The following is a 22,515-nucleotide window of genomic DNA, read 5'->3' as shown; positions in this document are numbered from 1 at the left end:
AACTGAAAATCGCAGTTTAGAATATGTTTCATTGCATGGGAAAAAGCAGACTGTTGTTCTTCACGTGATAACGAAGACTCTATAAATATCGTGTAACTATCATCTTCATTTAAAACAACAGCTTCTTTTGTAGTACTATTGGGGAAATGTATTAATTGAACCTGGTAATCAATCGTCAATATTTTTTCGTTCCTTTCTCTTTAGGGCAAGAATCATAGTGTGAGCAGCCTCCAGATCTTCAGGGGCTGCATCTCGTGCAGCATCAAAAAGCATTCGTAGTTCTTTGTTATCAAAAATCTCTTGTGCCATTTTAGCAGTTTCGTCATTTAAGTAATATTGTGGGGCTTGGTCTCCATATCTTAAGTAGTCGACAGATGTGTCAAGAAATAAAGCAATTTTTTTTAATTTTTCATCCTTTGGAATACTGCGTCCGTTTTTCCAGTCTGAAAAAGTGGATTTTGTTATGCCGGTTCCTTTTGCAACATCTGAATCCCTATAACCGAGAGAATCTCTTAATTCGCAATATCTTTCATACATGCCGTTTTACCTTTCTTATGCAGTTCTGAAATCAGTACAAAAAGGTATTGACAAATTCTGAAATCCGTTTTAATATATAAAAGGGTTCGGAAATCAGAACAGAATACTTGTTTATATTATAATTTGTCCGCAAACATATTATAACTGATTTCCGAACTTGAATCAATATAAAATTCGGAAAGGAGAAGAAGTGTACAGTAAGTATGTTAAGTTGAGAAACGATAAAGGTATTACAGATTATCGTGTGGCAATAGATACAGGAATTAGAAGATCTACTTTTTCAGATTGGAAAAGTGGGAGAAGTAAACCTAAAACGGATAAGCTTAAAATTCTTGCAGATTATTTTGGTGTGTCTGTTGATTATTTTTTAGAAGAAAATGCGGAGTAGGGGTGAGAGGGAAAAGGACATTATGAAATATTCAGTAAAAAATATTCCTATAAATTTAAAGAAATATAGATTGGAGAATCATAAGAAACAGATAGAGATGGCTGTTTCTTTGGAAATGAATTATCAAAATTACTCTAAAATGGAAAGAGGATGTTATAAGCCATCTCTGCAAAAGTTTGTGGAAGTTTGTGAAAAACTTCATGTTGCACCGAATGATTTGTTGAAAAACTGAAAACAGCTAAAAATTTTTTTCTAAAATTTTTTGATACAATTCTTTGTGAGTTTTATCGGAAAATTTGCGGATATAAGAATTGATGTAATCGTAGTAGAGGGTGTCTATCATTTTTCTATAATTGATGTTTTCATCATCGGTTTTAACCAGAGCATGAAAGATAATGTCTAAGGATAAACTTTCAGCTTTGTAATTGCCTGTAGCGTGAGCATAATCTGCCTTTGCACGTTCTTCTTCGATAATGTGTACTATATCGAGAAATTGGAGCAGTTCATTATCAAATTTTTCGATATATTCCTGTTTATATTCATCAAAACTGCGTCCTTCTTGTAAAAGATCGTTGGGAGTAAGCATAAGAATATCGCAAATTTCTAGAAGCTTGTCAAGAGAAGGCTGATATACGCCGCGTTCCATTTTGGAATAATTTTGATAATTCATTTTTAATAGGTCAGCCATTTCAGTTTGTTTTAGGTTGTGAGATATACGATATTCTTTGAGATTTTGAGCGATGTGAGTGGTTTTTGTGTCTCTTAAAAACATAATTCCTCCAAAAATAGAACAAAAAGACCTAAAAATATATTGACAAATAGGCTCTACAGTTCTAATATGAAAATGTGATAGTTAAACTTAATATTTAATACTGATTATAAGCTAAATTAGCGTATGATTCAACGAGATTTTGAGAAAAAAATAATTGCGACGTCGCAATAGCGGAAAGGGGTGTTTATATTGCCAAAAACAAAACTGTGTGAAGACAAGGAAAGTGCACGTTGTGATTTTGTTGCTGGAATGATTGTAGGTGGTTTGCGTCGCAATAATATGTCAACAGATATTGCAAGCAGGAAAGCCGGGATGTCGGAACGGACTTTACGAAATAAGCTGCAGAATCCTACCAGTATCAAATTGGGAGAACTTTATAAGTTAGCAGATATGGTTGGGATCAGTATTAATATTAAATACAAGGATATTCCAGACTAAAGGAGGCAAAATTTATGAACAACATTGTCTTTGATGAAGAGAATCCTGTAACTTCTGATCAACTCATTTGGGCTTTATTTGGAAAGAGTACAGAGGATGTGGCAAGGATGTTCCGGGATGGGAAAAATGGTGAATATGCGTATTTATTTAAAAAGAAAGACGCAACCAAAGAGAAGAAAAAGGTTGAGTAAGTGTCAATGATATTAGAAAGCAGGTGACAACATGGATCGGGACAACAAACGAGAGATAACAATCTCCATTCCGGAACCTATTTATGAAGAACTTCAAAATGCTGCAAAACAATTATCCGGATGGGAACATGAACAGCTTCAGGGAACAGAACGAGAGATATCCGATTCATGGGAACCGGAGGATGTGGTGACAGCGGCTGTGATCACGTGGCTGTCGGAGAGGAGAGGATGAAATGAGTAGTTGTGGATATTATTCATGTAATAAAGGAAAACCAAAGTGTAATCATCCTACTTATGGAGAAATGTATTCGTCATGTTTGCGCGGAGCATTATACAACAGATGTGATAGATGCAGAAGAGAATGTGGTGGAATATATCCAAGCAACATTCCAAAAGAGGACATTTCAAATTGCAAGATAGATATTATAGATAAAAATGGAAAAGTTATTGAGTACTGAATCAATTATAGGCATGGGAGGACCTCCTTTATATGAGAGAAATTATTATTATTACAGTAAGCATCGTGTTTGTAATTATCGTGCATCCAATAGTATACCCTGATCGGTCAGTCATTTTATATTTATGTGGTTTGTCAGAGAAAAATGCAGGACAGAAATACAGATATCAGGTATTGTTTAAATTACGCAGTTGTAAGGATGTCGAACTGATTCTGTATTCGAACCAGTTGTATAAAAGCATGTCGTCAGTTTTCTTTATAAGACACATAGAAAATCATAGAGAATATTACAGATTTAGGTACCAGGACAAAACATACACGATTCCAAAAGAAGAAGTTGAGGCAGTCGAATTTGCAAAATCTTGGAACATAGGCTGGTGGTAGGAAGAAAGCTGGTTATTGCGGTGTGGTAACTGTAGCTGTGATCACATGGTTGTCGGAGAGGAGACAGTGAAATGAGTATTTTAACTATTATGATCATAGTAATAATTGTTAATTTTGTTCTTGGAATTATTGCTGGGTGGATTAGTAAAGATGGGCGCGTGGCGATAGGAGCAGCAATTATTGCTGATATAATATTGTTTGCATTGTATGTGTTTTTGTAGACATGGGATGAATACGAATTATAGGCGGTGGTGATATGGATTTAACAACAGACATTGTATTTGGCACTGATTATTGCGGGGATGAAGTAAATGAACTTGCAGTTGCTTCATTTAACTATGTGAAACAGGACATAGCGGATGTCAAAAAAAGATACATAAGTTTAGGGTTTCATCTTCATGAGATGGAGCTGTGCGGATACCATGAAGAATTAGGATATGACAATTTCTATGAGTGTATTGAAAAGAACTTTCATATGGATAAATCTGCAGTATCGCGTGTGATCTCGGTATGGAATGAATTTTGTTCAAAAGATGATGCGGATTCCAGAAAGATGTGGATCGATGACAGATATGAAAAATATTCCTACTCCCAGTTAGTAGAAATGCTTCCGTTAAAGGAACAGGAACGCCGCAGAGTTACTTCTGATATGACAGTATCGCAGATCAGAAGTTATAAGAGATCACTAAAGGAAAAAGCGAAAGAGCAGAAAAGTTTGATTGACACTTTAAATACCTTAGTTACTTTGGGACAGGCATCGAAAAAGAAAAAATCTGTTGCGACGTCGCAAACAACGCCGGAAAAAAAGGTGCTGCCGTATGAAAGAGGCTGCATTACAGGCAAGAATCCAAACGGAACATGTGTATGCTGCGGCTGTAACGAAACAGTAGAATGTTGCGCTGACTGCAAGGAAGACTGTAATGGAAGATGCGGATGGATAGAGGATAAAGAACCCGTTATAACGCAGCCGGAACTTCCAGTCATGAAGAACATGACACAGAGAGAAGATTTTATAAACAGTTATAAGTCTTGGAATATCTGGTGTAAGAATGAACACACAGAAGAAACCTTTTATCGCTATGATCTGCCGGATGGCTATGCAATCGTGGTAAAGAATTATCCGTACTATATAGAATGGACGAAAGAAGAAAGTGAAACAGAAGAATATTATCTTCTTGATTCTGGATATCGTCATTTTGCAGATTGTAAAACAAATATGACAGTGTTAAAAGAGCATTTAAAAAACATGAACAAGAAATAACAACCTGTCTGCACGGCAGCTTCACGACCGTAGCATCAAAGCAATGCAGACAATCGGCTCCTGTGTAAATGGGAGTCAGAAAAAAAAGAAGCCCTGTGACGGCAATCACAAGGCTTCCGGGAAACATTTCTTAGAAATGCCACCAAAACAACAAGTTTATTCTACGGCATTTCTAAGAAAAGTTCAATCTGAACAGATGTTTCCCTTTATTAATTTTTATGGAACCTTGATAACTGAATGGACTTGTGCGGGTGGAAGTGTGAAATTTAGAACTTTCAGAAAGCCCCATTGACGGGGATAAAACGTAACAGCCACGAAAGAAAGAGGAGGAGACCGTGATGGGGCTGACAGGCTCTTGGCAGTGTGCGGTTATAGAACGCTGCTAAAAAATAAGGGACGCAAATTTGTCCCTTATAAGCACAGGAAGATTATATATTGTTGGAATGTTACGAGGTGATGACTCTTTTGTTAGTAGTTACAATTATATGCATAGTATCAATAACGATTCTATTTATTCATTGCTATAAAGTCAGGAAAGTGCAACGGACTGCTGACAGAAATAGAAGAATATTAATAGATCATGCAACGGTACTTCTAATAAAGCAGGAATATTTTATATCTGCAATATGCAATGGAAATATACATGATCCAAGGTTTACCATAGAGATTTCACATTTCCTGACAGACTATGTTTTTAAGTGTATTTTAAACGGCACTTTTGAAAGTGACGGAATGGAAAAGGCGCATTTATGGCTGGTACTGAAATATCCTGAATTGTTTAAAATTTACAATACGATGGAGAATGCAACAGAGCTGGCTGTTAGAATGCGACAGTGGGATGATTTGGAAAGAGATAAAATAAAAAACTTTGAATCGAAAAATGGAAATGTATGGGAGAAATATGTAGTGTGGCGAAAAAGCATGGAAAAAGAAGGAAAAATGCCGTATGAGACAGATTGCATTTTTGAGGAAGTAAGAAGTGCGTTTTCTATATGGTGCCATTTAAAAAACAGAATACCTTTTGAGGTTATGCTTTTTTATGAAAGGTATTATGAAAAAATGCAAAGAGGGGTGGCAGAAGTAAATACAATGGATGATCTAAAAATATTTGAAGAACAAAACGGATCTCTCCAGGAGAAGTACAATGCCTGGCGAAAGAATGCAGAGAAAGAAAATCTGCCACAGTACAAAATGGATTGTGCATTTCAGGAAGCAAGAGAAAATTTTTCCGTATATTGCAGTCTGAAAGAGACAATTCCTTTCCTTGTTATGTGTCGCTATGAATTGATATATAACCTTTTGGAAGGAACGACGATGTGATAAAGCATTCCTGTGTTTATAAGGGATTGATTAATCCCATACAGATTTGACCTGCAGGAGAATCGAGTAACGATGGAGGGAGGTAGATTCCAATGAAACATTTCATGGAGCATTTTGGCGATATGTCGATAAGCGGCATTACATTTTTGGCACTTGGTGCATTGGTTGTGGCTCTTTGTGTAGCAAATCCGGATGGATTTGTTTATAAATTCTTCACGGATGGATTCCAGAGCTTTTTTACAAAGTTTAATGCACTTGGTTAAGCAGAAAACGGGCGGCTGCAGTTGTTTTGTTGGTCTTTAGCAACTGTGGCCGCCTGAAATTTTAGAAAGAAAGGGGAAGTAAAAAAAATCGTGGGAGAAATATTTGAACCAAGTCCAGAGCAGTTCGGTGTGTTTTGGAACTTTTTAATGCAGCCGGATGTGACGGATGTAGATTTCAACGGGTCTGCTCTGTGGATTACTGATCTGAAAAAAGGTAAGTACAGGGCAAAAGAGGCAGAAGAAAAGGTAACAGAGAGCTTTTTGGACTCGTTCACACATAACATTGCAAATTGTGTGGATGCGCAGTTCAACAATGCAAATAAAGTTTTAGAGGCAGATACGAAAGAACTTCGTATCAGTATCATCCATGATTCTGTGGCGGCAACCGGGACAAGCGTCTGTATCCGCAGATCACCCTGTCTGGTAAGAAACACGATTGATGGAATGTTAAAAAGTGGTTTCTGTGAAGAAAAGGTGCTGCACCTGCTTTTAAATTGTGTGAAAGCGGGTATGAACTTTGTATTTGGCGGAGAACCCGGCGCGGGAAAGACGGAGACTGCAAAGTTTTTTATGCAGTTTATTCCGAAAGAGAAGCGTGTGATCACGATCGAGGATTCGTTGGAAATTCATTATTCAGAGATCAATCCTGGGGCAGATGCGGTAGAGCTTCGTGTAAAGGATAACTTCTCTTATACAGATGCGATCAAAGCATGCTTAAGGCAGAATCCGGCATACCTGGTTTTGTCAGAGGCAAGATCTGTAGAAGTGACATCTTTGTTGGAACAGTGGAGCACTGGCGTGAACGGATTTACAACGATCCATCTGGATGATGTGAGAAAGCTGCCGGATCGTATTCAAAGTATGATGAACAATGTAAATGATGCACAGCGTATGGAAAACAGAATTTACCGTTATGTAAATCTTGGACTTTTGATTCGGAGAGAAACCACTCCGGATGGAGAAATCCGGAGACATTTGGATCAGCTTTGTTTTTACAGCAGGGAAAACCACGAAAACAAAATCTATATGCTGGTAGAGGATGGGGAGCTGATGTCACAAGAGATACCGGGAGAAATTCTGTTGAAATTTGAGCGTGCTGGGATCAAAGAACCTTTCTTTTGTGAAAGCTTTTACAGATACCGGAAAGAGGGCAGATAATGGCAGATTTGAGTAAAGTTCAGAAAAGAGAAAAAGGAAACAAAAAAGAAAGAAAGCGGGAAAAACAAGGGAAACAGACCCAAAAAGAAAGCCGTATCACAAAGAGTCTGCTACTTTTAAATCCTGGAAACCTTTCAAAAGAGGTTTATAACTATGGCTATCACTTTTCCTGGAAGACACACTTATTTGTGATTGGGGTGTGTATCGCCGGAATGGGAACAATCGGATTATTATTCCAGTTAAGATGGAATCTGCTGGTCATTGTACTGATCGCAATGTTCTTATCGATACCGGTATTTATCCTGGACACCTACAAGAAGATGTATGAGCAGAAGCGTTTTGCAGATGTGGCAGCATATATGGAGCAGATGTTATATGCATTTCAGAAAACAGGGAAAGTGTTATCCGCCCTAAAGGAAACAAGAGAAACCTTTGAGTCGGGACATATGCGGGATGTAGTAGATAAGGCGGTCAATCATCTGGAGGAAGGACACTCAAAAACAGGTAAAAGCGTTTTGAGAGAATCGCTGGATACTGTGGAAAACGAATATGAATGTCGGAAGATGAAGACGGTACATGATTTTTTGATCAGTGCAGAAGAGTATGGAGGCGATGCAGTAGAATCAATAGAATTGCTGCTAAATGATATTGAATTGTGGAAACGCCGGGGATATCTTCTTCAGAAAGAGAAAAAAGAAGCTCATGCAGACAACATTGTATCGATTGTTGTGACGACCGTATTTTGTGCATTGATTTTATATGCGTTAAACAGCATTCCTGGGATGTTTAAAATGCAGGCACCTTATAATGTGTTTAAAGCGGGACTTGTGCAGATCACATCGTTTGCCCTTTTATTGTGGATGGTTTTCTCATACGCAAAAAGTGAGAAGTCATTGACCAGGAACTGGCTGACAGAGGAAAACGGGAAAAGGGAAGAAAGGGTGTTGCGCGACTATTATGATGTTGTAAATTATGATGAAAAGAAAGAAAAAAAAAGAAGTCTGATGTGGACGCTGCCGTTTTTGGTATTGACGGTATTTTTTGTCATAAAAGGATCCTGGGTTGCAGTTCCAATGGCGATTCTTGCAGTCGTGATGACACAGCAGCATAGATTTGACAGAAGTATAGCCAGGAACAATGTATCAGAAGAATTATATTCAGCTTTTCCGGAATGGTTAATGCAGATGGCGCTGTTAATGCAGCACAGCAATGTACAGGTTTCGATTGCAAAATCAGTGGATGAGGCGCCAAAGGTTTTAGTGCCGGAGCTAAATGCTTTGATGAATAGAATAAAAGAAAAACCTAAAATATTGAGTTCTTATACAGACTTTTGTAAAGATTTCGATATTCCAGAGGCTGCAAGCTGTATGAAGATGCTATATGCAATTTCGGAATCGGGAACAGGAGACGCAAGGGTGCAGATCCAGAACCTTTTAACGCAGATGCAGGAAATGCAGAGCCATGCGGCAGAACTAAAAAATGAAAATTCAGTATTTAAAGTACAGATCCTGTATCGATATCCGATTATGGGGGCTTCTGTAAAAATGCTTGGTGACCTGGTTGTTGGAATGGCATTTTTGCTTGAAATGCTGTCAAATATGGGAGGGGCGTAAATGAAAAACATCATTAATACATTTACAACGCTGCTGTTTTATCTGCTCTGTGTTTTGGGCGGGGCAGCATTACTGACAGCATCGGCACAGACAGCGGCTGCAAAAGAGTATAAAGCGGATGTGATAACAGAGATCGAGAACAGTGATTTTAACCAGACTGTGATTACAAGCTGTATCTCACAGGCACAGTCAGCAGGATACACGCTTGCTGTAACACCTTCTGCTGATGCAGATGGAGAGACAGTGTCTGCAGATGTAGTGTTGTCCTATAGTTATAAAATACCGATTTTTGGTATTGAGAAAACGCATATGACAAGGGGGATCGCAAGATGAAACAGATTTTGGAAACATTGGGAGAAATGGTACTAGAATCAATTCCCGGACTTACAGTTCTTGCGCTTATGCTCGGCGTGTATTCAGCTGCAACAGCATTTTAAAGGTGGTGTTTAAATGAAAGAAATTGTAAATGAACTGGGAAGTGTTATGCTGTCCGGTGTAATCTCCGTAGCAGCACTTGGATTGATGTATGGTTCATATTCTGGATATTTTAAGCAGATGGTGGAAACATTTTTCATCGGTATATGCGGGTAGGGAGGATGATATGAAAGAAATCATGAAACAGCATGGCGGCTTTTTAACAGCTGCCCTGGTAACGTTAGGTGTCCTTACGATCATATTTTCTGCCGTAACAGATTCGGATGGAAACCGTGGAATCGTAAAGATCATAGCAGCGCATATGAATACGGATGGGACTGATTACAATGCTTATGTAGACTATGGTGCGTATCAGACAGAAATCGCAAAAGATGCACCGGTGATTGAGTACCAGGGAAGCGGCAGCCTTGCACCGGGAACAGTGAATATAGCAGATTATGTAAAAGCACATGACTATAACGGACAGGAGCTTGCGGTAAAACTTTTAAAGTTTTGTGATAAAGATGGAAACGAACTGACAGACCAGATGGATCAGGCATCCGGAACGATCACATTTTCATCTGCCGGAAAGTATTCTTTTACGGTAAAAGCAGTGGATTCCGGTAATCGGAAAACAACCGTAGTGATCCATGTTCCGGTCATGTAGAAAGGGGCGCAAATGAAATTAATCATCAGGGCGATTGTCACAACCTGTATTGCCGGAGTGATCTTTTTAACGATCATGGCGGTATCGGGAAGAATGAACCGGAGCATGGAATTAAAAAGCAATTTACCGTCTGCTGCAGAAGAGACAGCGGAAAATCTACTGGCAAAGAAATATGATGTTGTAGATAAGAACCAGTTGGAAGCTGATTTTTTAGAAACACTTGCATATGCGATTGATTCTGATTCGAATATCCGGTTAAAAGTAAATGCAGCGGATAAAGAGAAACAGTTGTTATCCGTAAGCGTGACAGAGGAATTTAAACACCCCAATGGAAAACCGGGAACCGTGTCATATGACAGGACGGCGGTTGTAAATAAACTTCAGGAAGAAGTGCCGGAGATCTGCCTGGTAAGATATTATTTATCGGATACGGACTGTTATAAATGCTATGAGGTCCTGAACGGTGATGTAGTTCCGGTTCCCCAAAATCCGGTACAGGAAGGAAAAACATTTACAGGATGGGCAGATGCAGAGGGAAATGCTCTGGATCAGAATATGACGATGACACAGGATGCAGCTTATTATGCAGTCTGGAATTAAGGAAAAAGATGAAAAAGATAAGAAAAAACAGGATGTTAAATATCCTGATTATTGGGATGGGAACATTTATATTTGTGGAAGTATTTTTATTTGCGGCAGTGACAATTTTTATTGCTTACTGCCTTGGAATTTAAGAGAAAAAGGTGTATACTATAAGTATAGAAATATCAGGGAAAACAACATGAACAATGTTAAAAGATAAAACAGGAGGTAGTTATGAAGATGAAAGAAAAAGGATGGAAAAAAGCAGTCGTGCTCATGCTTGCACTTATCATGTGCATCAGCAGTATCGTAGTACCACAGCCGGAGGAAGTATCGGCAAAGCAGGCAACATACATTGATTACTTTGGAGAGGATCAACCAAAGAATCAGATCGTGTTTGCAACATCAGATGATGCCAAATGGCATAAAACGCAGGAACATTGTTGCAATATTTCTACATACAGACATTATCACTGCATAAAAAAGAAAACTGTTTATGCAGGAGAGAAGTTCACGATTGTTCCGGTTGCCATGTTTAAAAATGGAGTGGTAGTAGGATCAAAAAACAGTAAAGAAGGTATCAAATCCGGTGAACTGAAATACAAATCCTCGAACACCAGCATTGCAACAGTAAATGCAAAGGGTGTTGTGACTGTAAAGAAAAAAGGAAAATGTAAGATCACTGTGACATCCATCTATGATTCCAAAGTAAAAGGAACACTGAGTCTGACGGTAAGCAAAGGAAAGCAGAAAGCAAAGATCACTTTAAAAAAGAGCAAAGAGAGTATCATTGTTGGAAATACAACCACGATCAAGGTAAAATCGTTTAAAGGTCTCAGCAATAAGAACCTTACCTTTTCTTCCAGTGACAAGAAAATTGCAACGGTATCATCCAAAGGAAAAGTAACCGGAAAGAAAGCTGGTACAGCTACAATCACTGTAACTTCCCTAATCAACAAGAAAGTAAAAGCTGTGTTTAAGGTAACAGTAAAAACGGCGGATATGATTGACACGGACTATTCCGAAAAAGGAAAAGGTAAGATCGTCCTCGAAGAAGATAACGTGGTTCTGTACCCGGAAAAATCTTTCCATAAGATTTATAATCATTGTGGTGATGCACACAGCCTTGAATTTTATACCGAAGATCACGAGAGCATGGATCAGTTTATTGGAGAACAGCTTTTAGTACAGAAAGAAAAATACGGACAGGCGCAGATCAAGGTAAAACGGATCACCGGTGTAAAGAACAGTGCTGTTTCCTATAAGTCCAGCAACACAAGTGTCGCAGCCGTTTCTTCTACCGGTTTTGTTACACCGAAAAAGGTAGGAACCGCAACGATCACAGTTACATCCAAAGCCAATAAGAAAGTTAAAGCTACTTACAAGGTAACTGTCAAGAAAAATGACATGGTACTGGCAGTGGGATTTGATATGTATGATAATATCAAATACTATGTGAAAAAACATGAGGATGGAACGATTGAGTACAGACGAACGCCTGTAAACCGAGAAATGTTTTCTTCTGATAAAAAAGTTGCAACGTCTAGCTCGCTTGATATAGGATTTATTATGACCAGTAGTAATGAAAATGTTTTAAAGGTAGAGGATGACGTTTATCTTGATGTGAAGGGAAAAGGATCTTCTGTTATTACTTTAAAAACAGTCGATGGACGTTGGAGTTATTCTTGGAAAGTAACCGTAAGCGATAAACAGACTTCTTTTGCTAAATATAGTACAGGTTTCAAAACAGGAAGAGGCATGGATGAAGCTAGGGAAAAGGATGGCTGGGTAACTGAGCTTTAAACAACAAGTAAAATTGAATAAGTATGAAAACTATCAAAATTAATTTTGATAGTCAGAAAATGAACTGCTTGGAATCTCTGATTACCTTGCAGTTCATTTTTTTACCACGGTATTTTCAAAATGAAAATATAAATACACAGGACGGAAAGTCGAAAGGAGATCTATGAAAGAAAAAATATTGAAACTAAGCAGATTTTTACTGCTCTGTGCAGTAATGGTTCTAATCACCATGATCCCACAGAACATAAAAGCGATCACGGTAGAAGAAGCAGGAAATGTCTATATGACAGATTCACAAGCAGGAAAAGAAACCCCGCTGTATGGGCGGCTGAATATTAACTATACCGGAAATACGAACTATGATACATGGGCTTATGATATCGTTACGAATTATAATACCTATGATAGTAAAAAAGACCAGTATAAAGCTGCGGAAAATGTTTTGAAAAATGCAGATAATTCAGTGATCGGAAAGAAGATCAAAAACAACCGGTCTGCAAAGCTGACAAAGTCAGAAGGTGCGGATGGGACGATCCGTGCAGCATATCTGGTATGGCAGGCAAGGACAAGTATCAAAAGATCGGACACAGATGCGAAAGCACTTGCAAAATCAGAAATCGCTTTTGTACTGCCGGATGGAACGGCAAAACTGATAAAGGCACAGTATGCAACTTATGATAACAGGTCAATTGATTATAAAAACCAAAACAAAGAGGAAGGAGTGAGGCAACAGTACACCTTCGTAAACATGTATGCGGATGTGACGGATATCATTAATAAAAGCAGCAAGATCTATGGAACGTATTCGGTATTCAACATTCCGTATTATGAGCATATCGGCGGTGGCGAGGGCGCCGGTGGATGGCAGCTGATCATTGTGGAAAACTGTGATATGTCAGTTCCGATGAGGGCAGTGCGTCTTAGAATGTCCGCGGATTTTAATATTGATGATGTTTCAAAGCATAATGGAGAATGGGTAGAGAAAGACATTAAAACCGGAATGGTTACAAGTGTGAGATCAAAGGCATACAAGGCAAATGATAAAGTGCCTTTGACCGGACAATATCTGATGATTTTTGTGGAGAGCACTAATAGTAATTCCAAATTTACCAAAATGAACCTGTATGCACAGAAAGCGTCTGAAAAGTTTGATAAAAACAAAAAGATTTTCGGACTGTCAAAAGATGTAAGTCCGTATTTATCGATCAATGGAAATGCACTGTACAGTAAAGCAACGACAACAAGAGGAGATCTGGTCGATTTTACAATTAAAAAGGAAAGTACACAGCCTGCCTATGCAAATCAGTATTATACTTTGCAGACCAATACCGGAGATTTTACCAAATGGGTTACCATGTTTGTGACAGGTATTGCGATAGATATCTCGGATAACTTTGCAGAAGGAAATCAGGTCACAACGGTAAAGAGCCCTACCACAGTTAACGTTTCACAGAAGATCACCAATAAAACCCTGCAGACAAAAACAGGTTATTACAATGGAAAACTGGTAGTCACATTAGATGAAGCACTGACTCCGACCAATACGAAACCGGAATTGACAGTATATAATAAAGAAGCTGATACAAAAACAACAATAAAAGGAACATGGAATGCAAAAAATCATACGGTAACCTTTGCGGTTGATACACAGGGGGATGAGGGAACATTCTATGAAAATAGTAAATTCATAAACCCAAGCAGAGGCAGTTATATCAGTTACAGTATCGACTGTACATATGAGAAAAATTCCGGAGTGGAAGAGTTTAAGAATGGATCTAGGCTGTCCGGTGATTTGAGATCACAAAATGTTGCAACTGGTACTACCATTGATGACATATTAACGAAAGAATCAGTCGGAGTTCCAATCTATGTGCTTACTGTTAAGATCGACAAAACCACGGTCAATAAAGCTGTAACACAGGTATTTAATAATGGGACGGCGATCACTGGTGCCGGTGGCACAGTAAACAGTAGCAGCACGGTATCCGGTGATTATTACATGACATCGTATGAATTGCCGTGTAATGCAAACATTGTTTCCACACCGACCTTTAATACCGGCTGCGTGTTCAGCATGTGGACGGATCTCAATGAAAAGACTGGTGTTTCGACAAACTGTAAGGTCACATCGGATTATGTGAATGATAAAACCTATGCCTATGAGAGAAGCATGCCTGCTTATAACATGACCTTAACTCTTACCGGAGTGTTAGATGAAGCTGTTTATACCGTTCATCACTGGAAACAGAAAACAACCGGAATTGCTTCCACACATGATGATAAAAATTACGAGCTTGCCGAGACAGAGACAAAGAAAGCACAGATCGGAAGCAAGGTTACGCCTGCAGTAAAGACATACATCGGTTTTGACAGCCCGAAAACGCAGACGAAAGCGGTCACTGCGGATGGAAAGATGGTCATTGATTATTATTATGAAAGACACCTTTACAATGTGACCTTAAATGCTGGGACAGGCATAGAAAAGACGATCGGAGCAGGACCGTACCGTTACGGCCAGAGCGTAACGATTGATGCCAATGTAAAAGAAGGCTATCACTGGCTGAACTGGACTGGTAATTATACCGGAGGTTCCGGTGGAGATCAGACCGTGGATACAAAGAAATTTACATTCACAATGCCGGCCGGAAATGTCACGATGACAGCCAATGCAGAGGCAAATAAATATACGATCCATTTTGATCCGAACGGCGGAGCCGGACATATCGATGATATTGAGGCAACGTATGATGAAGATGTAACGCTGCCGGATGTATGGAATGCAGATGGAACAGCAGCCTATGTGAAATACACACTCGATGGTCAGAATGTGACAGATGGTGTCATTTCCGGGGCAATTCCAAAAGCCATGATGGCAGGATATGAAGAGGAAGAGGAAGACACTGAGATCGAAGACACTGAAATTGAAGATGCTGAAACCGATACAGATATGGCAGAAGCAGACACGCCGGATGATATGGACGAAACAGAAGAGGATTCTGACGCTGCAGATGAAACAGATCTCAGCGGAGATGCTATGCTGAAAAAAAGGACAGAAGATGATGCAGTCGATATGGATGCTTTAAAAGACGCAGATCTGGATAAAATTGAGGAAGATAAGAAAGCCGAAGCACCAAAGAAAAAGGTGTATGCATCCATTTTTATGGGCTGGGCTTTGGAAGATGGCAAAGATACCTTTATCCCGAAGTGGAAAGCCGGAGATATCGTGCAGAACCTTGTAACAGAGGACGGCGGTGAGATCACACTTTATGCTGTATGGGATGATTGTCCGTGGATTCAGGCGCAGGATCTGTATTACACTTTAGAACAGGCACAGAGCGGATTTATCACGGAAGAAGAGATTTTAAGCCATGCAACAGCGATCGACCGTGAGGATGGAAGCCCGATTTTACCGGGAACAAACCCGGCTCCAAGTGATCCGGAAGTTTTCACATCCTTTACGATCCCGGACTATCAGGCAGGTGAGTTTACAAACCTGCAGCATGATTTTGCAACATCCGAGAATCTGACTGTAGTTGACCATACAGGAAATACTTATGTGAAACAGATCATGGTGTATGTAGTTGACACAACGCCTGTTGTAGAAAAGCCAGAAGGAAAAACCAGATTTATCAGTGAGAAATATTTTAAATTAGATCATGAACATGGCGGATTAGAAGAAAATTCTATCTGGATGACGAATCCGGAATATCACGCCGCGCTGCAGAGGGCATTTGATAATTTGAAAAATGACACGCCGGAAGATGAGTTTTTAATTCCGCATGAAACGATTCTTGAAATGAAACAATATGTCCAAGATCACGGGATCGGAAACAGTAAGGAGCCTGGAGCATTGACAGAATTTTACAATCGGTTTATGGCGCCGAATAAAGTAAGATAAAAATTGCGGTGTCGCAACACAGGGAAGATGATACATGAGCATCTTCCCTATTGTATATTGTAGGATAATAAGTGATGTGCTATGATTTGGAGGAAAAGATGATTGTAATTTTGATTATATTGATAATTTATACGGTCTTTTCAAATATGACGTTGCTGTTCTTTTATAAAGAGTACAGGCTTTGTAAGCTGGAACTTGATTTGATAAAACGGACTGTGGAATGGAGTGCGTGTGAAGAGAGAAAATATTTTAGATAAGACATCAAAAGAAAACAGTGAAAAGGCAACAGAGCAAAATGCAGAATATATTGCTATGTTGGATAAATCCATGGCAGAAGCAGAAGCGGGGAAATTTATTACAAAGACAATAGATGAGTTGGAAACATATGAATGAGAAAAGAATATTGGAAAAGGTAATAAGAATGAGAAAAGAGTATGATATTAAAAAATTAAATCCCAAAAAGAATCCATATTCAAAGAGGATTGAAAAGCAAGTGAACATAAATATTGCGAGCAGTGTAGAAGAGGACTTGAGAATAAATGTTTTGACAGATCAGAAACAGTGTGATAGTATGAAGCTAGAAAAGGGTACTGCCGATAGACGGCTAATCCAAGTAAATTAGTATGACAAAAATTGCCGCTTAGTTTACCAGACGTGGGCGGCTATTTTTGTGGCTTATTATTATCCTTACCGAATGTGTATCCGGCACAAAAACAGGTTAAGCCGAAGCTTACCACTGCAATGAAATCCACAATACTCATGGCTTAGCCCTCCTTTCCAGGAAGTCAGTGACTTCTTTAGATTCCGTTTCAGGTTTCTATGTAATCAGAGGGTCACAGTCCCTCTGTTGAAGGACTAACCGCCTACCGTTATGGCAGTACCCGTAAATGATTGTAACAGGTAAGAATAGAGTGTGCAATAATAAAATGACGAATAAAGTTGAAAAATAGAATAAGCAATGAATGTAAAAAGGAAGATGACAAAAGAGCATCTTCCTTTTTTGTTGGCTGAAAATTAAAATGTTTTTCCAGTCTCCCGATCAACAATCTTGACGTCGCAGCCAAGAGTAAGACAACAAAGAAAAATATAATAGTTGCTACATCGATATGTGGATCACAAGGAAATCTCATTCGAGAAACGGAACAGATTACAGAGGGCATCATTATTATGATGATGGCACCATATAACCTTATTCATGATAAGGCAGCACTTAGGCTGGGGTTGGTATTAAAAATAAAATATTAGTGAGGAGCATATGAAGATAGGAATTATTGATGCTGATCTATTAGGACGGCAGAAACACCGCTTTCCCAATTTAGTATGTGAAAAATTGTCAGCATATTGGAAGGAAAAAGGTGCTGAAGTTGAACTTAAACTTGATTATGAAAATTTAAATGAATTTGATCATGTATATATCGCAAAGGTATTTACAGATACATGGGTTCCAAAGTGGATTCAGGAAAGCGTTAATATGGATACAGGAGAGGCTAATCTTCCTGAGAATATTCACGTTGGAGGAACGGGATTCTTTTTTGCTAATGCTCCAAATTTAGACGATGAGATAGAACATCACATGCCTGATTACAATTTATATAATGATTGGATTGATAATGAGGTGAGAAAAGCAGAGCAAGCGGCAGGGGAAGCTGGAAAGAAGTTTAATAAACGTACTTTTATGGTTCAGTTTAAGGAATATACAGATTACAGTATTGGATTCATGACAAGAGGGTGTTTTAGAAAATGTCCATTTTGTGTAAATCAGAAATATGACAAAGTTTTTCGCCATAGCCCATTGGACGAGTTCTATGATCCGTCAAGAAAGAAGATTTGTTTGTTAGATGATAATTTCCTTGGGTGCCCAGAATGGAGAACAATTCTAGAAGAGCTAAAAGCTTTGAAGAAGCCATTTAAGTTTAAGCAAGGAATGGACGAAAGGCTGCTTACAGACGAAAGGTGTGAAGTATTATTCTCAGCGTCATATGATGGAGACTATACGTTTGCATTTGATAATATTTCGGACTATGACCTGATTCATAGAAAATTGCAGCTAATTAGAAAATATACAAAAGCGACTAACATAAAGTTCTATGTGTTGGTTGGATTTGAGAGTACAGATGTACAAGATATCATAAATATGTGGAGAAGAGTAGCCCTGTTAATGAGATATCATTGTTTACCATATATCATGAGATACCAAAATAAGAATGAAACACCTTGGAAAAAGTCAGAGTACAGAAGTTTTTACATTACTATGGCAAGATGGTGTAATCAGCCTGGATTTTTCAAGAAGAAAAGCTTTAGACAGTTTTGCGAGGCAAATCAGGCTCACCATAAGACAGAGGGGACATTATGTTCAGCAATGAAAGCATTAGTTGATTTTGAGGAACGATACCCTGAAATAGCGAAGGAATATTTCGATTTAAGATTTGACCAATTTGAATTGGAGGGATAGAGTATGCTTTTTCATAATGTAAAAAGGAAGATGGCAAAAGAGCATCTTCCTTTTTTTGTTGAAAAGAATTATTTTGTAGTATCGGCATTAGTTAGTTCATCTGGAATATATTCTAGGATATCGCCGGGTTGACAGTCTAAATATTGGCAGAGGCTGTTAATTGTTCGAGTATCAATATGACCGCCTTCGTGGATTTTTTTCCAGGAAGCTTGCCCAATGATTTTATCGCGTTTTACAACATAAGAAGTTATATTTTTTTCTTCAAAAATTTTAAGTAATTTGCGATAACTAATTGACATATATACACCGCCTTTCTAATTTATATTATCATGAAAAACATCACAAATAATAGTGACAAAATGCATAAAAATATATCTCTAAAAATAGTGATGTTTGTCTGTTTTGCCAATTGTATATCACTAGAACTAGTGATATACTAATATCATAAAGAACAGAAAAACAAATCACAGGAGGACGAAAACATGATCTATAGAATTAAAGTTGAAGGAAAGGAATACAACGAAAATTACACATTCGAGACACCAAAGGAAGGGGATATCCTGGATGAGTTGAAAGCGATTGTTGAGGACATGAAAGAGGGAAATATCAATAAGCTGGAAGTTGAGAGGGAGGCATAGGAATATGAAAAAAGTATTTACACCAGATGGAACATTTTTAGGAAGGGCGTTAAAAATTGAAACTACCGGGAACGGCGTTGAGATAACGATGCCGGGCGATTTTCCGGGGATGGCAGAGAAAACAGTTATATATGTTGGCGGCTCTATCGTTTATGAAGATGAGAACCGCGTGTATATAAAATATTAGCCGAAACGCTCCACCCTGGAGCGTCAGCCGCGGGATGATCTCCCGGCTCTGATGATGGCAGATCAAAGAATGGAGGAAGAAGGATTTGATGAGAGAAATTTATGCAATCTACAACAGTAAGAAAATACATATAGGAACAGTTAAATATTTTTCTGACAACGGCGAAGAATTTTGCTTAATAGAAAGTCCTTACAGATTTTCACAAGTATGTTGTAAAGAAGATTTAGAAAGTACATTAAAAGAGATGAACCCGAATTATAAGATAGCATAGGCAAGCGGTGGCGTTTACCGGGGTTCGATTCCCCGGCTTGCCATTTCCGGAATGACCGGAAAAATTTAGAAATGGCAGATCAAAATGAATGGAGGTAGGAAGATGGCGAAAGTATACCGCGTGCAGCTTGAAATATTATTGACTGCTGATGAAAAAGCGTTACTTGACCATTATGTGAAGGAACAAAATCAGAGATATAAAAAACGCGGAGCAACCCGGAACTGGTGGACACTGGAGAAACTGTTACAGTGTTTATTAAGCGATATAATTTACCAGGCGGTAAAGTATCGCAGCGTTAGGGCTGTTTGGCAGAAGCTGTCGTGATTTGTCCTTGCCTTGTTTACAAATTCACACAGCGAAGGCGCTTGAATGTCTGGCGTCTTCGTCACAAAGAAAAGATCCTTTTTGTTTGTTGATCAAAAAAACAAAATAAGAGGATACCAGCAGACCTTAGTCGCAGTGAAGAAAAGAATGATCGAATAAGAGGGAGAGAAGAGAAAATGAAAGAAACAGGAAGAATAAAATTAAAAGAGATACCGTTTAGTCGGACGTTTGAAACGGGGAATGGGGAAGAGCTGTGCAATGCTACTGGTTATGCGGTGCAATTTGACAATGAAAAAACACCTTTAGGTTTTCCATTGTTCTGGAATGAGTTTCAGGACCGAGAAGGTAATTTGTATTATGGCAATTAGGATCAAAGATATGAAATCATCGGTTATATAGAAGATTAGCGTAGGAGGGGATAAGATGGCGAAAGTATACTGTATGCAGGTTGAAATATTATTGACTGCTAGCGATATAACCTACCAGGCGGTAAAACATCGCAGTGTCCGGGCTGTCTGGCAGAAACTGTCGTGATCTGTCCCTGCCTTGTTTACAGTTTCACACAGCGGAGGCGCTTGGATGTCTGGCGTCTTCGCCACAAAGAAAAGATCCTTTTTGTTTGTTGATCAAAAAAACAAAATAAGAGGATATCTGCAGACCTTAGCCGCAGGGTGGAGTTTGTGGATAAGCTGCTGTTTATGGAATCGTTGGTAACTGGGTGGGGAATGTGTGGGAAAATTGTGGGAAAGACGGTTTTCCTTTTCCATGATTTTTCCATGCATTATCCACGCGGTTATCAATGATGGAATAGCTGTTTATCCATAAAATCCACGCTGTTCTTACGGTGTTGCAAGACGGGGAGAGCGGCCGCTGTCCTGAAGGGTTTAGTGCTGTTCCGGAGGGGTGTCCCGCGGCGCGCGGACGGAGTGTAAGCAGCGAAGCGGGGCGCCCCTCCGGGGCGGCGCTAAGCCCTTCAGGGCTTCTGCCGGGCGCGTAAGCGCCCGGCTTACCCCCGGATTGTAACACGGGGGTATAAATGCGATAGGCGACTCTTAATCATGGGGGCACAAATGCCGGAAATACGGCAAAAAACGCTACAAAAACCCTAGTTTACACATTGCCTACTAAGCCCCCGAAAGTAGGCATGATGTAAACTAAGCATAAAACACAAAAAAATAGCCTGCCTGCATATGGTATTGCAGGAATCACATGTGTTTTGAATTTTGAGAAAAACAAAACAAAAAAAGAATCTTTTAAGGAGGTGGAGAAGATGGCACAGACAGAAAAAAGTGTTACCGCTTATGATGTGGAAGACTGGAAAAACAAAGGTGGGGTGCAGATGCCACCGGCAGATCGTGAAAACTGGTTAAATGAAGGACAGCTTCTTTTAACCGATTATGCAGAAGGAATCGAACGGGAGTGGGAACTGATTAAATTTTATGGGCAGCTCCTTGCGGCGGTGGCAGACTGGTGCGTCGTCTTTTTAAAAGGCGCACACGGGCCGAAGTGGACGGACGGACAGGAACTTAATTATAAGCGCAGACGGATCGAATATCAGCAGGAAGAGATGATTGCGCACGGCTTTTTTATTCCATCCGAGTTCGCAGATCTGCCGCCGGAGATGGATGTAAATTATATGCGTGGCAGGGAAAACATAAAGAAAAATGCAAAAGCAGCATTAAAACAGATTTTGGAAAATCAGGATTATCAGTTTGTTGCAGATCATGAGAGTTTTCTAGGACGGATCCAGACGGCGTGCATGCGTGTGCGACCGGATGAAGTGACCGGAAGAGTAAGAAAACTGCAGGAAGCGATTGAAAATAATGATTTCCCAGGAATGCGGCGATATGCAGATTCCGATCCGGTCATTGCAGCGGCAGCCGTCTGCAGGGCAGAGATGGAACCAGCGTTAGAAGATTTAAACCCGTTTTAATTGTGATGATGCAGAAAAAACAGGTTATGTGGTGGGAACCTTATCTTAAGATAAGGCAGCGACCAAAAACAGTGTGATCATACCGGCTGTTTTTTTTGGTGGGTGGAAGAAAGAAAAACACACAGAAGGGAGGAATGTACATATGGGTGTGAGAGTTGTGATCCCGAACATGTCAAAAACCTTTGGGGCATTGCACTATGCCGGTGAAGGGGAAGCAGTTACCTGGAACATCTGCGGGGAAGACGTAAAAGGAAATTTTTACACGTTCTTTGCTGACGCGCTTCGCGGGGAAGTCGTAGAGGCTTTAGTGGTCGGTGCGAATGGATCGCAGCCGTTTGAATTTGGCGAAGCGGTTATTTTGGAAAATCCAAGCATCATTGCAAGAACCCACGAGACGCGGAGCGATGGAATGAACAGCCTGCTTTTAATGGCAGATGGCATCTACCGGGAAGCGGATGTTTGCTTAGAAGATGAACCGGATGATGGCAGCTTAGACGAGCTGGTAGAAGAATATCTGATGAAACATGGGTACAGCATTGTAAACCGGGATGAATAAGAAAAGGC

Annotated in this window: 32 protein-coding genes and 1 other RNA gene; 30 read left to right on the top strand and 3 right to left on the bottom strand. The window is 39.4% G+C overall.

Going from position 1 to position 22,515, the window contains the following annotated elements; genetic code table 11:
• Positions 1-168: 168 nt before the first annotated feature.
• Entirely contained in the window at positions 169-537 is a 369-nt protein-coding gene (locus ACDD58_RS09025; RefSeq protein ID WP_015521856.1) for a helix-turn-helix transcriptional regulator, read from the bottom strand.
• A 190-nt stretch (positions 538-727) separates the two neighbouring features.
• Between ACDD58_RS09025 and ACDD58_RS09020 the strand changes: the two genes are divergently transcribed.
• Together ACDD58_RS09020 and ACDD58_RS09015 are read left to right on the top strand one after the other, a co-directional pair.
• Positions 728-925: a helix-turn-helix domain-containing protein gene (locus ACDD58_RS09020; protein WP_370777055.1), complete on the top strand. Its 198-nt coding sequence runs from the start codon at positions 728-730 to the stop codon at positions 923-925.
• 22 nt (positions 926-947) lie between these two features.
• On the top strand, positions 948-1,157 hold the full coding sequence (locus ACDD58_RS09015; RefSeq protein WP_370777052.1) for a helix-turn-helix domain-containing protein: 210 nt from the start codon (positions 948-950) through the stop codon (positions 1,155-1,157).
• A gap of 6 nt (positions 1,158-1,163) precedes the next feature.
• Here ACDD58_RS09015 and ACDD58_RS09010 read toward each other — a convergent pair whose 3' ends face one another.
• A complete protein-coding gene (locus ACDD58_RS09010) occupies positions 1,164-1,697 on the bottom strand; it encodes a helix-turn-helix domain-containing protein (RefSeq protein WP_370777050.1) in 534 nt (177 codons plus the stop codon).
• A 189-nt stretch (positions 1,698-1,886) separates the two neighbouring features.
• On the opposite strand from ACDD58_RS09010, the gene ACDD58_RS09005 reads away from it, so the two are divergent.
• The 20 genes from ACDD58_RS09005 (at position 1,887) to ACDD58_RS08910 (ending at position 18,598) form a co-directional block, all read left to right on the top strand.
• Positions 1,887-2,135 (top strand): hypothetical protein, encoded by a 249-nt coding sequence (locus ACDD58_RS09005; RefSeq protein WP_147345389.1) that lies wholly within the window; start codon positions 1,887-1,889, stop codon positions 2,133-2,135.
• Between the two features lie 14 nt (positions 2,136-2,149).
• A complete protein-coding gene (locus ACDD58_RS09000) occupies positions 2,150-2,326 on the top strand; it encodes a hypothetical protein (RefSeq protein ID WP_370777047.1) in 177 nt (58 codons plus the stop codon).
• A gap of 31 nt (positions 2,327-2,357) precedes the next feature.
• Positions 2,358-2,558 (top strand): hypothetical protein, encoded by a 201-nt coding sequence (locus tag ACDD58_RS08995; RefSeq protein ID WP_370777044.1) that lies wholly within the window; start codon positions 2,358-2,360, stop codon positions 2,556-2,558.
• Between the two features lies 1 nt (position 2,559).
• Complete coding sequence (locus tag ACDD58_RS08990) at positions 2,560-2,784, top strand: hypothetical protein (protein ID WP_370777042.1); 225 nt, start codon at positions 2,560-2,562, stop codon at positions 2,782-2,784.
• 454 nt (positions 2,785-3,238) lie between these two features.
• Positions 3,239-3,388 (top strand): hypothetical protein, encoded by a 150-nt coding sequence (locus ACDD58_RS08985; RefSeq protein ID WP_370777039.1) that lies wholly within the window; start codon positions 3,239-3,241, stop codon positions 3,386-3,388.
• A gap of 35 nt (positions 3,389-3,423) precedes the next feature.
• Complete coding sequence (locus tag ACDD58_RS08980) at positions 3,424-4,428, top strand: hypothetical protein (RefSeq protein ID WP_370777038.1); 1,005 nt, start codon at positions 3,424-3,426, stop codon at positions 4,426-4,428.
• A 732-nt stretch (positions 4,429-5,160) separates the two neighbouring features.
• Positions 5,161-5,748: a hypothetical protein gene (locus tag ACDD58_RS08975; RefSeq protein ID WP_370777036.1), complete on the top strand. Its 588-nt coding sequence runs from the start codon at positions 5,161-5,163 to the stop codon at positions 5,746-5,748.
• Between the two features lie 92 nt (positions 5,749-5,840).
• A complete protein-coding gene (locus ACDD58_RS08970; protein WP_303098549.1) occupies positions 5,841-6,011 on the top strand; it encodes a hypothetical protein in 171 nt (56 codons plus the stop codon).
• A 90-nt stretch (positions 6,012-6,101) separates the two neighbouring features.
• A complete protein-coding gene (locus ACDD58_RS08965) occupies positions 6,102-7,169 on the top strand; it encodes an ATPase, T2SS/T4P/T4SS family (RefSeq protein WP_331497542.1) in 1,068 nt (355 codons plus the stop codon).
• Positions 7,169-8,782 carry a hypothetical protein gene (locus tag ACDD58_RS08960; protein ID WP_370777034.1) on the top strand — a complete coding sequence of 538 codons (1,614 nt, stop codon included), beginning with the start codon at positions 7,169-7,171 and terminating at the stop codon, positions 8,780-8,782. The genes ACDD58_RS08965 and ACDD58_RS08960 overlap by 1 nt, the downstream gene beginning before the upstream one ends.
• Positions 8,783-9,115: a hypothetical protein gene (locus ACDD58_RS08955; protein ID WP_303098551.1), complete on the top strand. Its 333-nt coding sequence runs from the start codon at positions 8,783-8,785 to the stop codon at positions 9,113-9,115. It begins immediately after the preceding gene.
• Positions 9,116-9,232: 117 nt separating this feature from the next.
• The gene (locus tag ACDD58_RS08950) at positions 9,233-9,373 is read left to right on the top strand and encodes a hypothetical protein (protein ID WP_303098552.1); all 141 of its coding nucleotides are present in this window, start codon (positions 9,233-9,235) and stop codon (positions 9,371-9,373) included.
• Between the two features lie 10 nt (positions 9,374-9,383).
• The gene (locus ACDD58_RS08945) at positions 9,384-9,863 is read left to right on the top strand and encodes a hypothetical protein (protein WP_370777032.1); all 480 of its coding nucleotides are present in this window, start codon (positions 9,384-9,386) and stop codon (positions 9,861-9,863) included.
• A gap of 12 nt (positions 9,864-9,875) precedes the next feature.
• Positions 9,876-10,463, top strand: coding sequence for a hypothetical protein (locus ACDD58_RS08940; protein WP_370777031.1), 588 nt, complete (start codon positions 9,876-9,878; stop codon positions 10,461-10,463).
• Complete coding sequence (locus ACDD58_RS08935; protein ID WP_370777029.1) at positions 10,447-10,665, top strand: hypothetical protein; 219 nt, start codon at positions 10,447-10,449, stop codon at positions 10,663-10,665. The genes ACDD58_RS08940 and ACDD58_RS08935 overlap by 17 nt, the downstream gene beginning before the upstream one ends.
• A 14-nt stretch (positions 10,666-10,679) precedes the next feature.
• Positions 10,680-12,248 (top strand): Ig-like domain-containing protein, encoded by a 1,569-nt coding sequence (locus ACDD58_RS08930; protein WP_370777027.1) that lies wholly within the window; start codon positions 10,680-10,682, stop codon positions 12,246-12,248.
• Between the two features lie 163 nt (positions 12,249-12,411).
• Positions 12,412-16,146, top strand: coding sequence for a hypothetical protein (locus tag ACDD58_RS08925; protein WP_370777024.1), 3,735 nt, complete (start codon positions 12,412-12,414; stop codon positions 16,144-16,146).
• Between the two features lie 231 nt (positions 16,147-16,377).
• Positions 16,378-16,539, top strand: coding sequence for a toxin-antitoxin system antitoxin subunit (locus ACDD58_RS08920; RefSeq protein ID WP_370777021.1), 162 nt, complete (start codon positions 16,378-16,380; stop codon positions 16,537-16,539).
• The gene (locus ACDD58_RS08915; protein ID WP_370777019.1) at positions 16,532-16,768 is read left to right on the top strand and encodes a hypothetical protein; all 237 of its coding nucleotides are present in this window, start codon (positions 16,532-16,534) and stop codon (positions 16,766-16,768) included. The genes ACDD58_RS08920 and ACDD58_RS08915 overlap by 8 nt, the downstream gene beginning before the upstream one ends.
• 633 nt (positions 16,769-17,401) lie before the next feature.
• Positions 17,402-18,598 carry a hypothetical protein gene (locus tag ACDD58_RS08910; protein ID WP_370777016.1) on the top strand — a complete coding sequence of 399 codons (1,197 nt, stop codon included), beginning with the start codon at positions 17,402-17,404 and terminating at the stop codon, positions 18,596-18,598.
• A gap of 68 nt (positions 18,599-18,666) precedes the next feature.
• Here the strand turns inward: ACDD58_RS08910 and ACDD58_RS08905 are convergent, their stop codons facing one another.
• Complete coding sequence (locus tag ACDD58_RS08905) at positions 18,667-18,897, bottom strand: helix-turn-helix domain-containing protein (RefSeq protein WP_370777013.1); 231 nt, start codon at positions 18,895-18,897, stop codon at positions 18,667-18,669.
• Between the two features lie 183 nt (positions 18,898-19,080).
• Between ACDD58_RS08905 and ACDD58_RS08900 the strand changes: the two genes are divergently transcribed.
• The 8 genes from ACDD58_RS08900 (at position 19,081) to ACDD58_RS08865 (ending at position 22,507) form a co-directional block, all read left to right on the top strand.
• The gene (locus tag ACDD58_RS08900; RefSeq protein WP_370777011.1) at positions 19,081-19,236 is read left to right on the top strand and encodes a hypothetical protein; all 156 of its coding nucleotides are present in this window, start codon (positions 19,081-19,083) and stop codon (positions 19,234-19,236) included.
• A gap of 4 nt (positions 19,237-19,240) precedes the next feature.
• Positions 19,241-19,423: a hypothetical protein gene (locus tag ACDD58_RS08895; RefSeq protein WP_370777008.1), complete on the top strand. Its 183-nt coding sequence runs from the start codon at positions 19,241-19,243 to the stop codon at positions 19,421-19,423.
• Positions 19,422-19,490, top strand: an RNA gene (locus tag ACDD58_RS08890) — hammerhead ribozyme type II. The genes ACDD58_RS08895 and ACDD58_RS08890 overlap by 2 nt, the downstream gene beginning before the upstream one ends.
• Positions 19,491-19,511: 21 nt before the next feature.
• Positions 19,512-19,694, top strand: coding sequence for a hypothetical protein (locus ACDD58_RS08885; RefSeq protein ID WP_370777005.1), 183 nt, complete (start codon positions 19,512-19,514; stop codon positions 19,692-19,694).
• 102 nt (positions 19,695-19,796) lie between these two features.
• Positions 19,797-20,018, top strand: a complete 222-nt coding sequence (locus ACDD58_RS08880) for a hypothetical protein (protein WP_370777002.1) — start codon at positions 19,797-19,799, stop codon at positions 20,016-20,018.
• Between the two features lie 176 nt (positions 20,019-20,194).
• Positions 20,195-20,386 (top strand): hypothetical protein, encoded by a 192-nt coding sequence (locus tag ACDD58_RS08875; RefSeq protein WP_015521883.1) that lies wholly within the window; start codon positions 20,195-20,197, stop codon positions 20,384-20,386.
• 902 nt (positions 20,387-21,288) lie between these two features.
• Entirely contained in the window at positions 21,289-21,951 is a 663-nt protein-coding gene (locus ACDD58_RS08870; RefSeq protein ID WP_370776999.1) for a hypothetical protein, read from the top strand.
• A 142-nt stretch (positions 21,952-22,093) separates the two neighbouring features.
• Positions 22,094-22,507, top strand: coding sequence for a DUF961 family protein (locus tag ACDD58_RS08865; RefSeq protein WP_370776996.1), 414 nt, complete (start codon positions 22,094-22,096; stop codon positions 22,505-22,507).
• The last annotated feature ends 8 nt before the right edge of the window (positions 22,508-22,515 follow it).

The organism is Roseburia sp., from assembly GCF_041325975.1.
Taxonomy (GTDB): domain Bacteria; phylum Bacillota; class Clostridia; order Lachnospirales; family Lachnospiraceae; genus Roseburia; species Roseburia rectibacter.
This window is presented reverse-complemented; position numbering and strand designations above follow the sequence as displayed.

Coding starts and splice junctions, on each gene's coding strand:
- ACDD58_RS09025 (WP_015521856.1), bottom strand. CDS start 537: ATGTATGAAAGATATTGCGAATTAAGAGATTCTCTCGGTTATAGGGAT.
- ACDD58_RS09015 (WP_370777052.1), top strand. CDS start 948: ATGAAATATTCAGTAAAAAATATTCCTATAAATTTAAAGAAATATAGA.
- ACDD58_RS09010 (WP_370777050.1), bottom strand. CDS start 1,697: ATGTTTTTAAGAGACACAAAAACCACTCACATCGCTCAAAATCTCAAA.
- ACDD58_RS09000 (WP_370777047.1), top strand. CDS start 2,150: ATGAACAACATTGTCTTTGATGAAGAGAATCCTGTAACTTCTGATCAA.
- ACDD58_RS08995 (WP_370777044.1), top strand. CDS start 2,358: ATGGATCGGGACAACAAACGAGAGATAACAATCTCCATTCCGGAACCT.
- ACDD58_RS08990 (WP_370777042.1), top strand. CDS start 2,560: ATGAGTAGTTGTGGATATTATTCATGTAATAAAGGAAAACCAAAGTGT.
- ACDD58_RS08985 (WP_370777039.1), top strand. CDS start 3,239: ATGAGTATTTTAACTATTATGATCATAGTAATAATTGTTAATTTTGTT.
- ACDD58_RS08980 (WP_370777038.1), top strand. CDS start 3,424: ATGGATTTAACAACAGACATTGTATTTGGCACTGATTATTGCGGGGAT.
- ACDD58_RS08975 (WP_370777036.1), top strand. CDS start 5,161: ATGGAAAAGGCGCATTTATGGCTGGTACTGAAATATCCTGAATTGTTT.
- ACDD58_RS08970 (WP_303098549.1), top strand. CDS start 5,841: ATGAAACATTTCATGGAGCATTTTGGCGATATGTCGATAAGCGGCATT.
- ACDD58_RS08960 (WP_370777034.1), top strand. CDS start 7,169: ATGGCAGATTTGAGTAAAGTTCAGAAAAGAGAAAAAGGAAACAAAAAA.
- ACDD58_RS08955 (WP_303098551.1), top strand. CDS start 8,783: ATGAAAAACATCATTAATACATTTACAACGCTGCTGTTTTATCTGCTC.
- ACDD58_RS08950 (WP_303098552.1), top strand. CDS start 9,233: ATGAAAGAAATTGTAAATGAACTGGGAAGTGTTATGCTGTCCGGTGTA.
- ACDD58_RS08945 (WP_370777032.1), top strand. CDS start 9,384: ATGAAAGAAATCATGAAACAGCATGGCGGCTTTTTAACAGCTGCCCTG.
- ACDD58_RS08940 (WP_370777031.1), top strand. CDS start 9,876: ATGAAATTAATCATCAGGGCGATTGTCACAACCTGTATTGCCGGAGTG.
- ACDD58_RS08935 (WP_370777029.1), top strand. CDS start 10,447: ATGCAGTCTGGAATTAAGGAAAAAGATGAAAAAGATAAGAAAAAACAG.
- ACDD58_RS08930 (WP_370777027.1), top strand. CDS start 10,680: ATGAAGATGAAAGAAAAAGGATGGAAAAAAGCAGTCGTGCTCATGCTT.
- ACDD58_RS08925 (WP_370777024.1), top strand. CDS start 12,412: ATGAAAGAAAAAATATTGAAACTAAGCAGATTTTTACTGCTCTGTGCA.
- ACDD58_RS08915 (WP_370777019.1), top strand. CDS start 16,532: ATGAATGAGAAAAGAATATTGGAAAAGGTAATAAGAATGAGAAAAGAG.
- ACDD58_RS08910 (WP_370777016.1), top strand. CDS start 17,402: ATGAAGATAGGAATTATTGATGCTGATCTATTAGGACGGCAGAAACAC.
- ACDD58_RS08905 (WP_370777013.1), bottom strand. CDS start 18,897: ATGTCAATTAGTTATCGCAAATTACTTAAAATTTTTGAAGAAAAAAAT.
- ACDD58_RS08900 (WP_370777011.1), top strand. CDS start 19,081: ATGATCTATAGAATTAAAGTTGAAGGAAAGGAATACAACGAAAATTAC.
- ACDD58_RS08895 (WP_370777008.1), top strand. CDS start 19,241: ATGAAAAAAGTATTTACACCAGATGGAACATTTTTAGGAAGGGCGTTA.
- ACDD58_RS08885 (WP_370777005.1), top strand. CDS start 19,512: ATGAGAGAAATTTATGCAATCTACAACAGTAAGAAAATACATATAGGA.
- ACDD58_RS08880 (WP_370777002.1), top strand. CDS start 19,797: ATGGCGAAAGTATACCGCGTGCAGCTTGAAATATTATTGACTGCTGAT.
- ACDD58_RS08875 (WP_015521883.1), top strand. CDS start 20,195: ATGAAAGAAACAGGAAGAATAAAATTAAAAGAGATACCGTTTAGTCGG.
- ACDD58_RS08870 (WP_370776999.1), top strand. CDS start 21,289: ATGGCACAGACAGAAAAAAGTGTTACCGCTTATGATGTGGAAGACTGG.
- ACDD58_RS08865 (WP_370776996.1), top strand. CDS start 22,094: ATGGGTGTGAGAGTTGTGATCCCGAACATGTCAAAAACCTTTGGGGCA.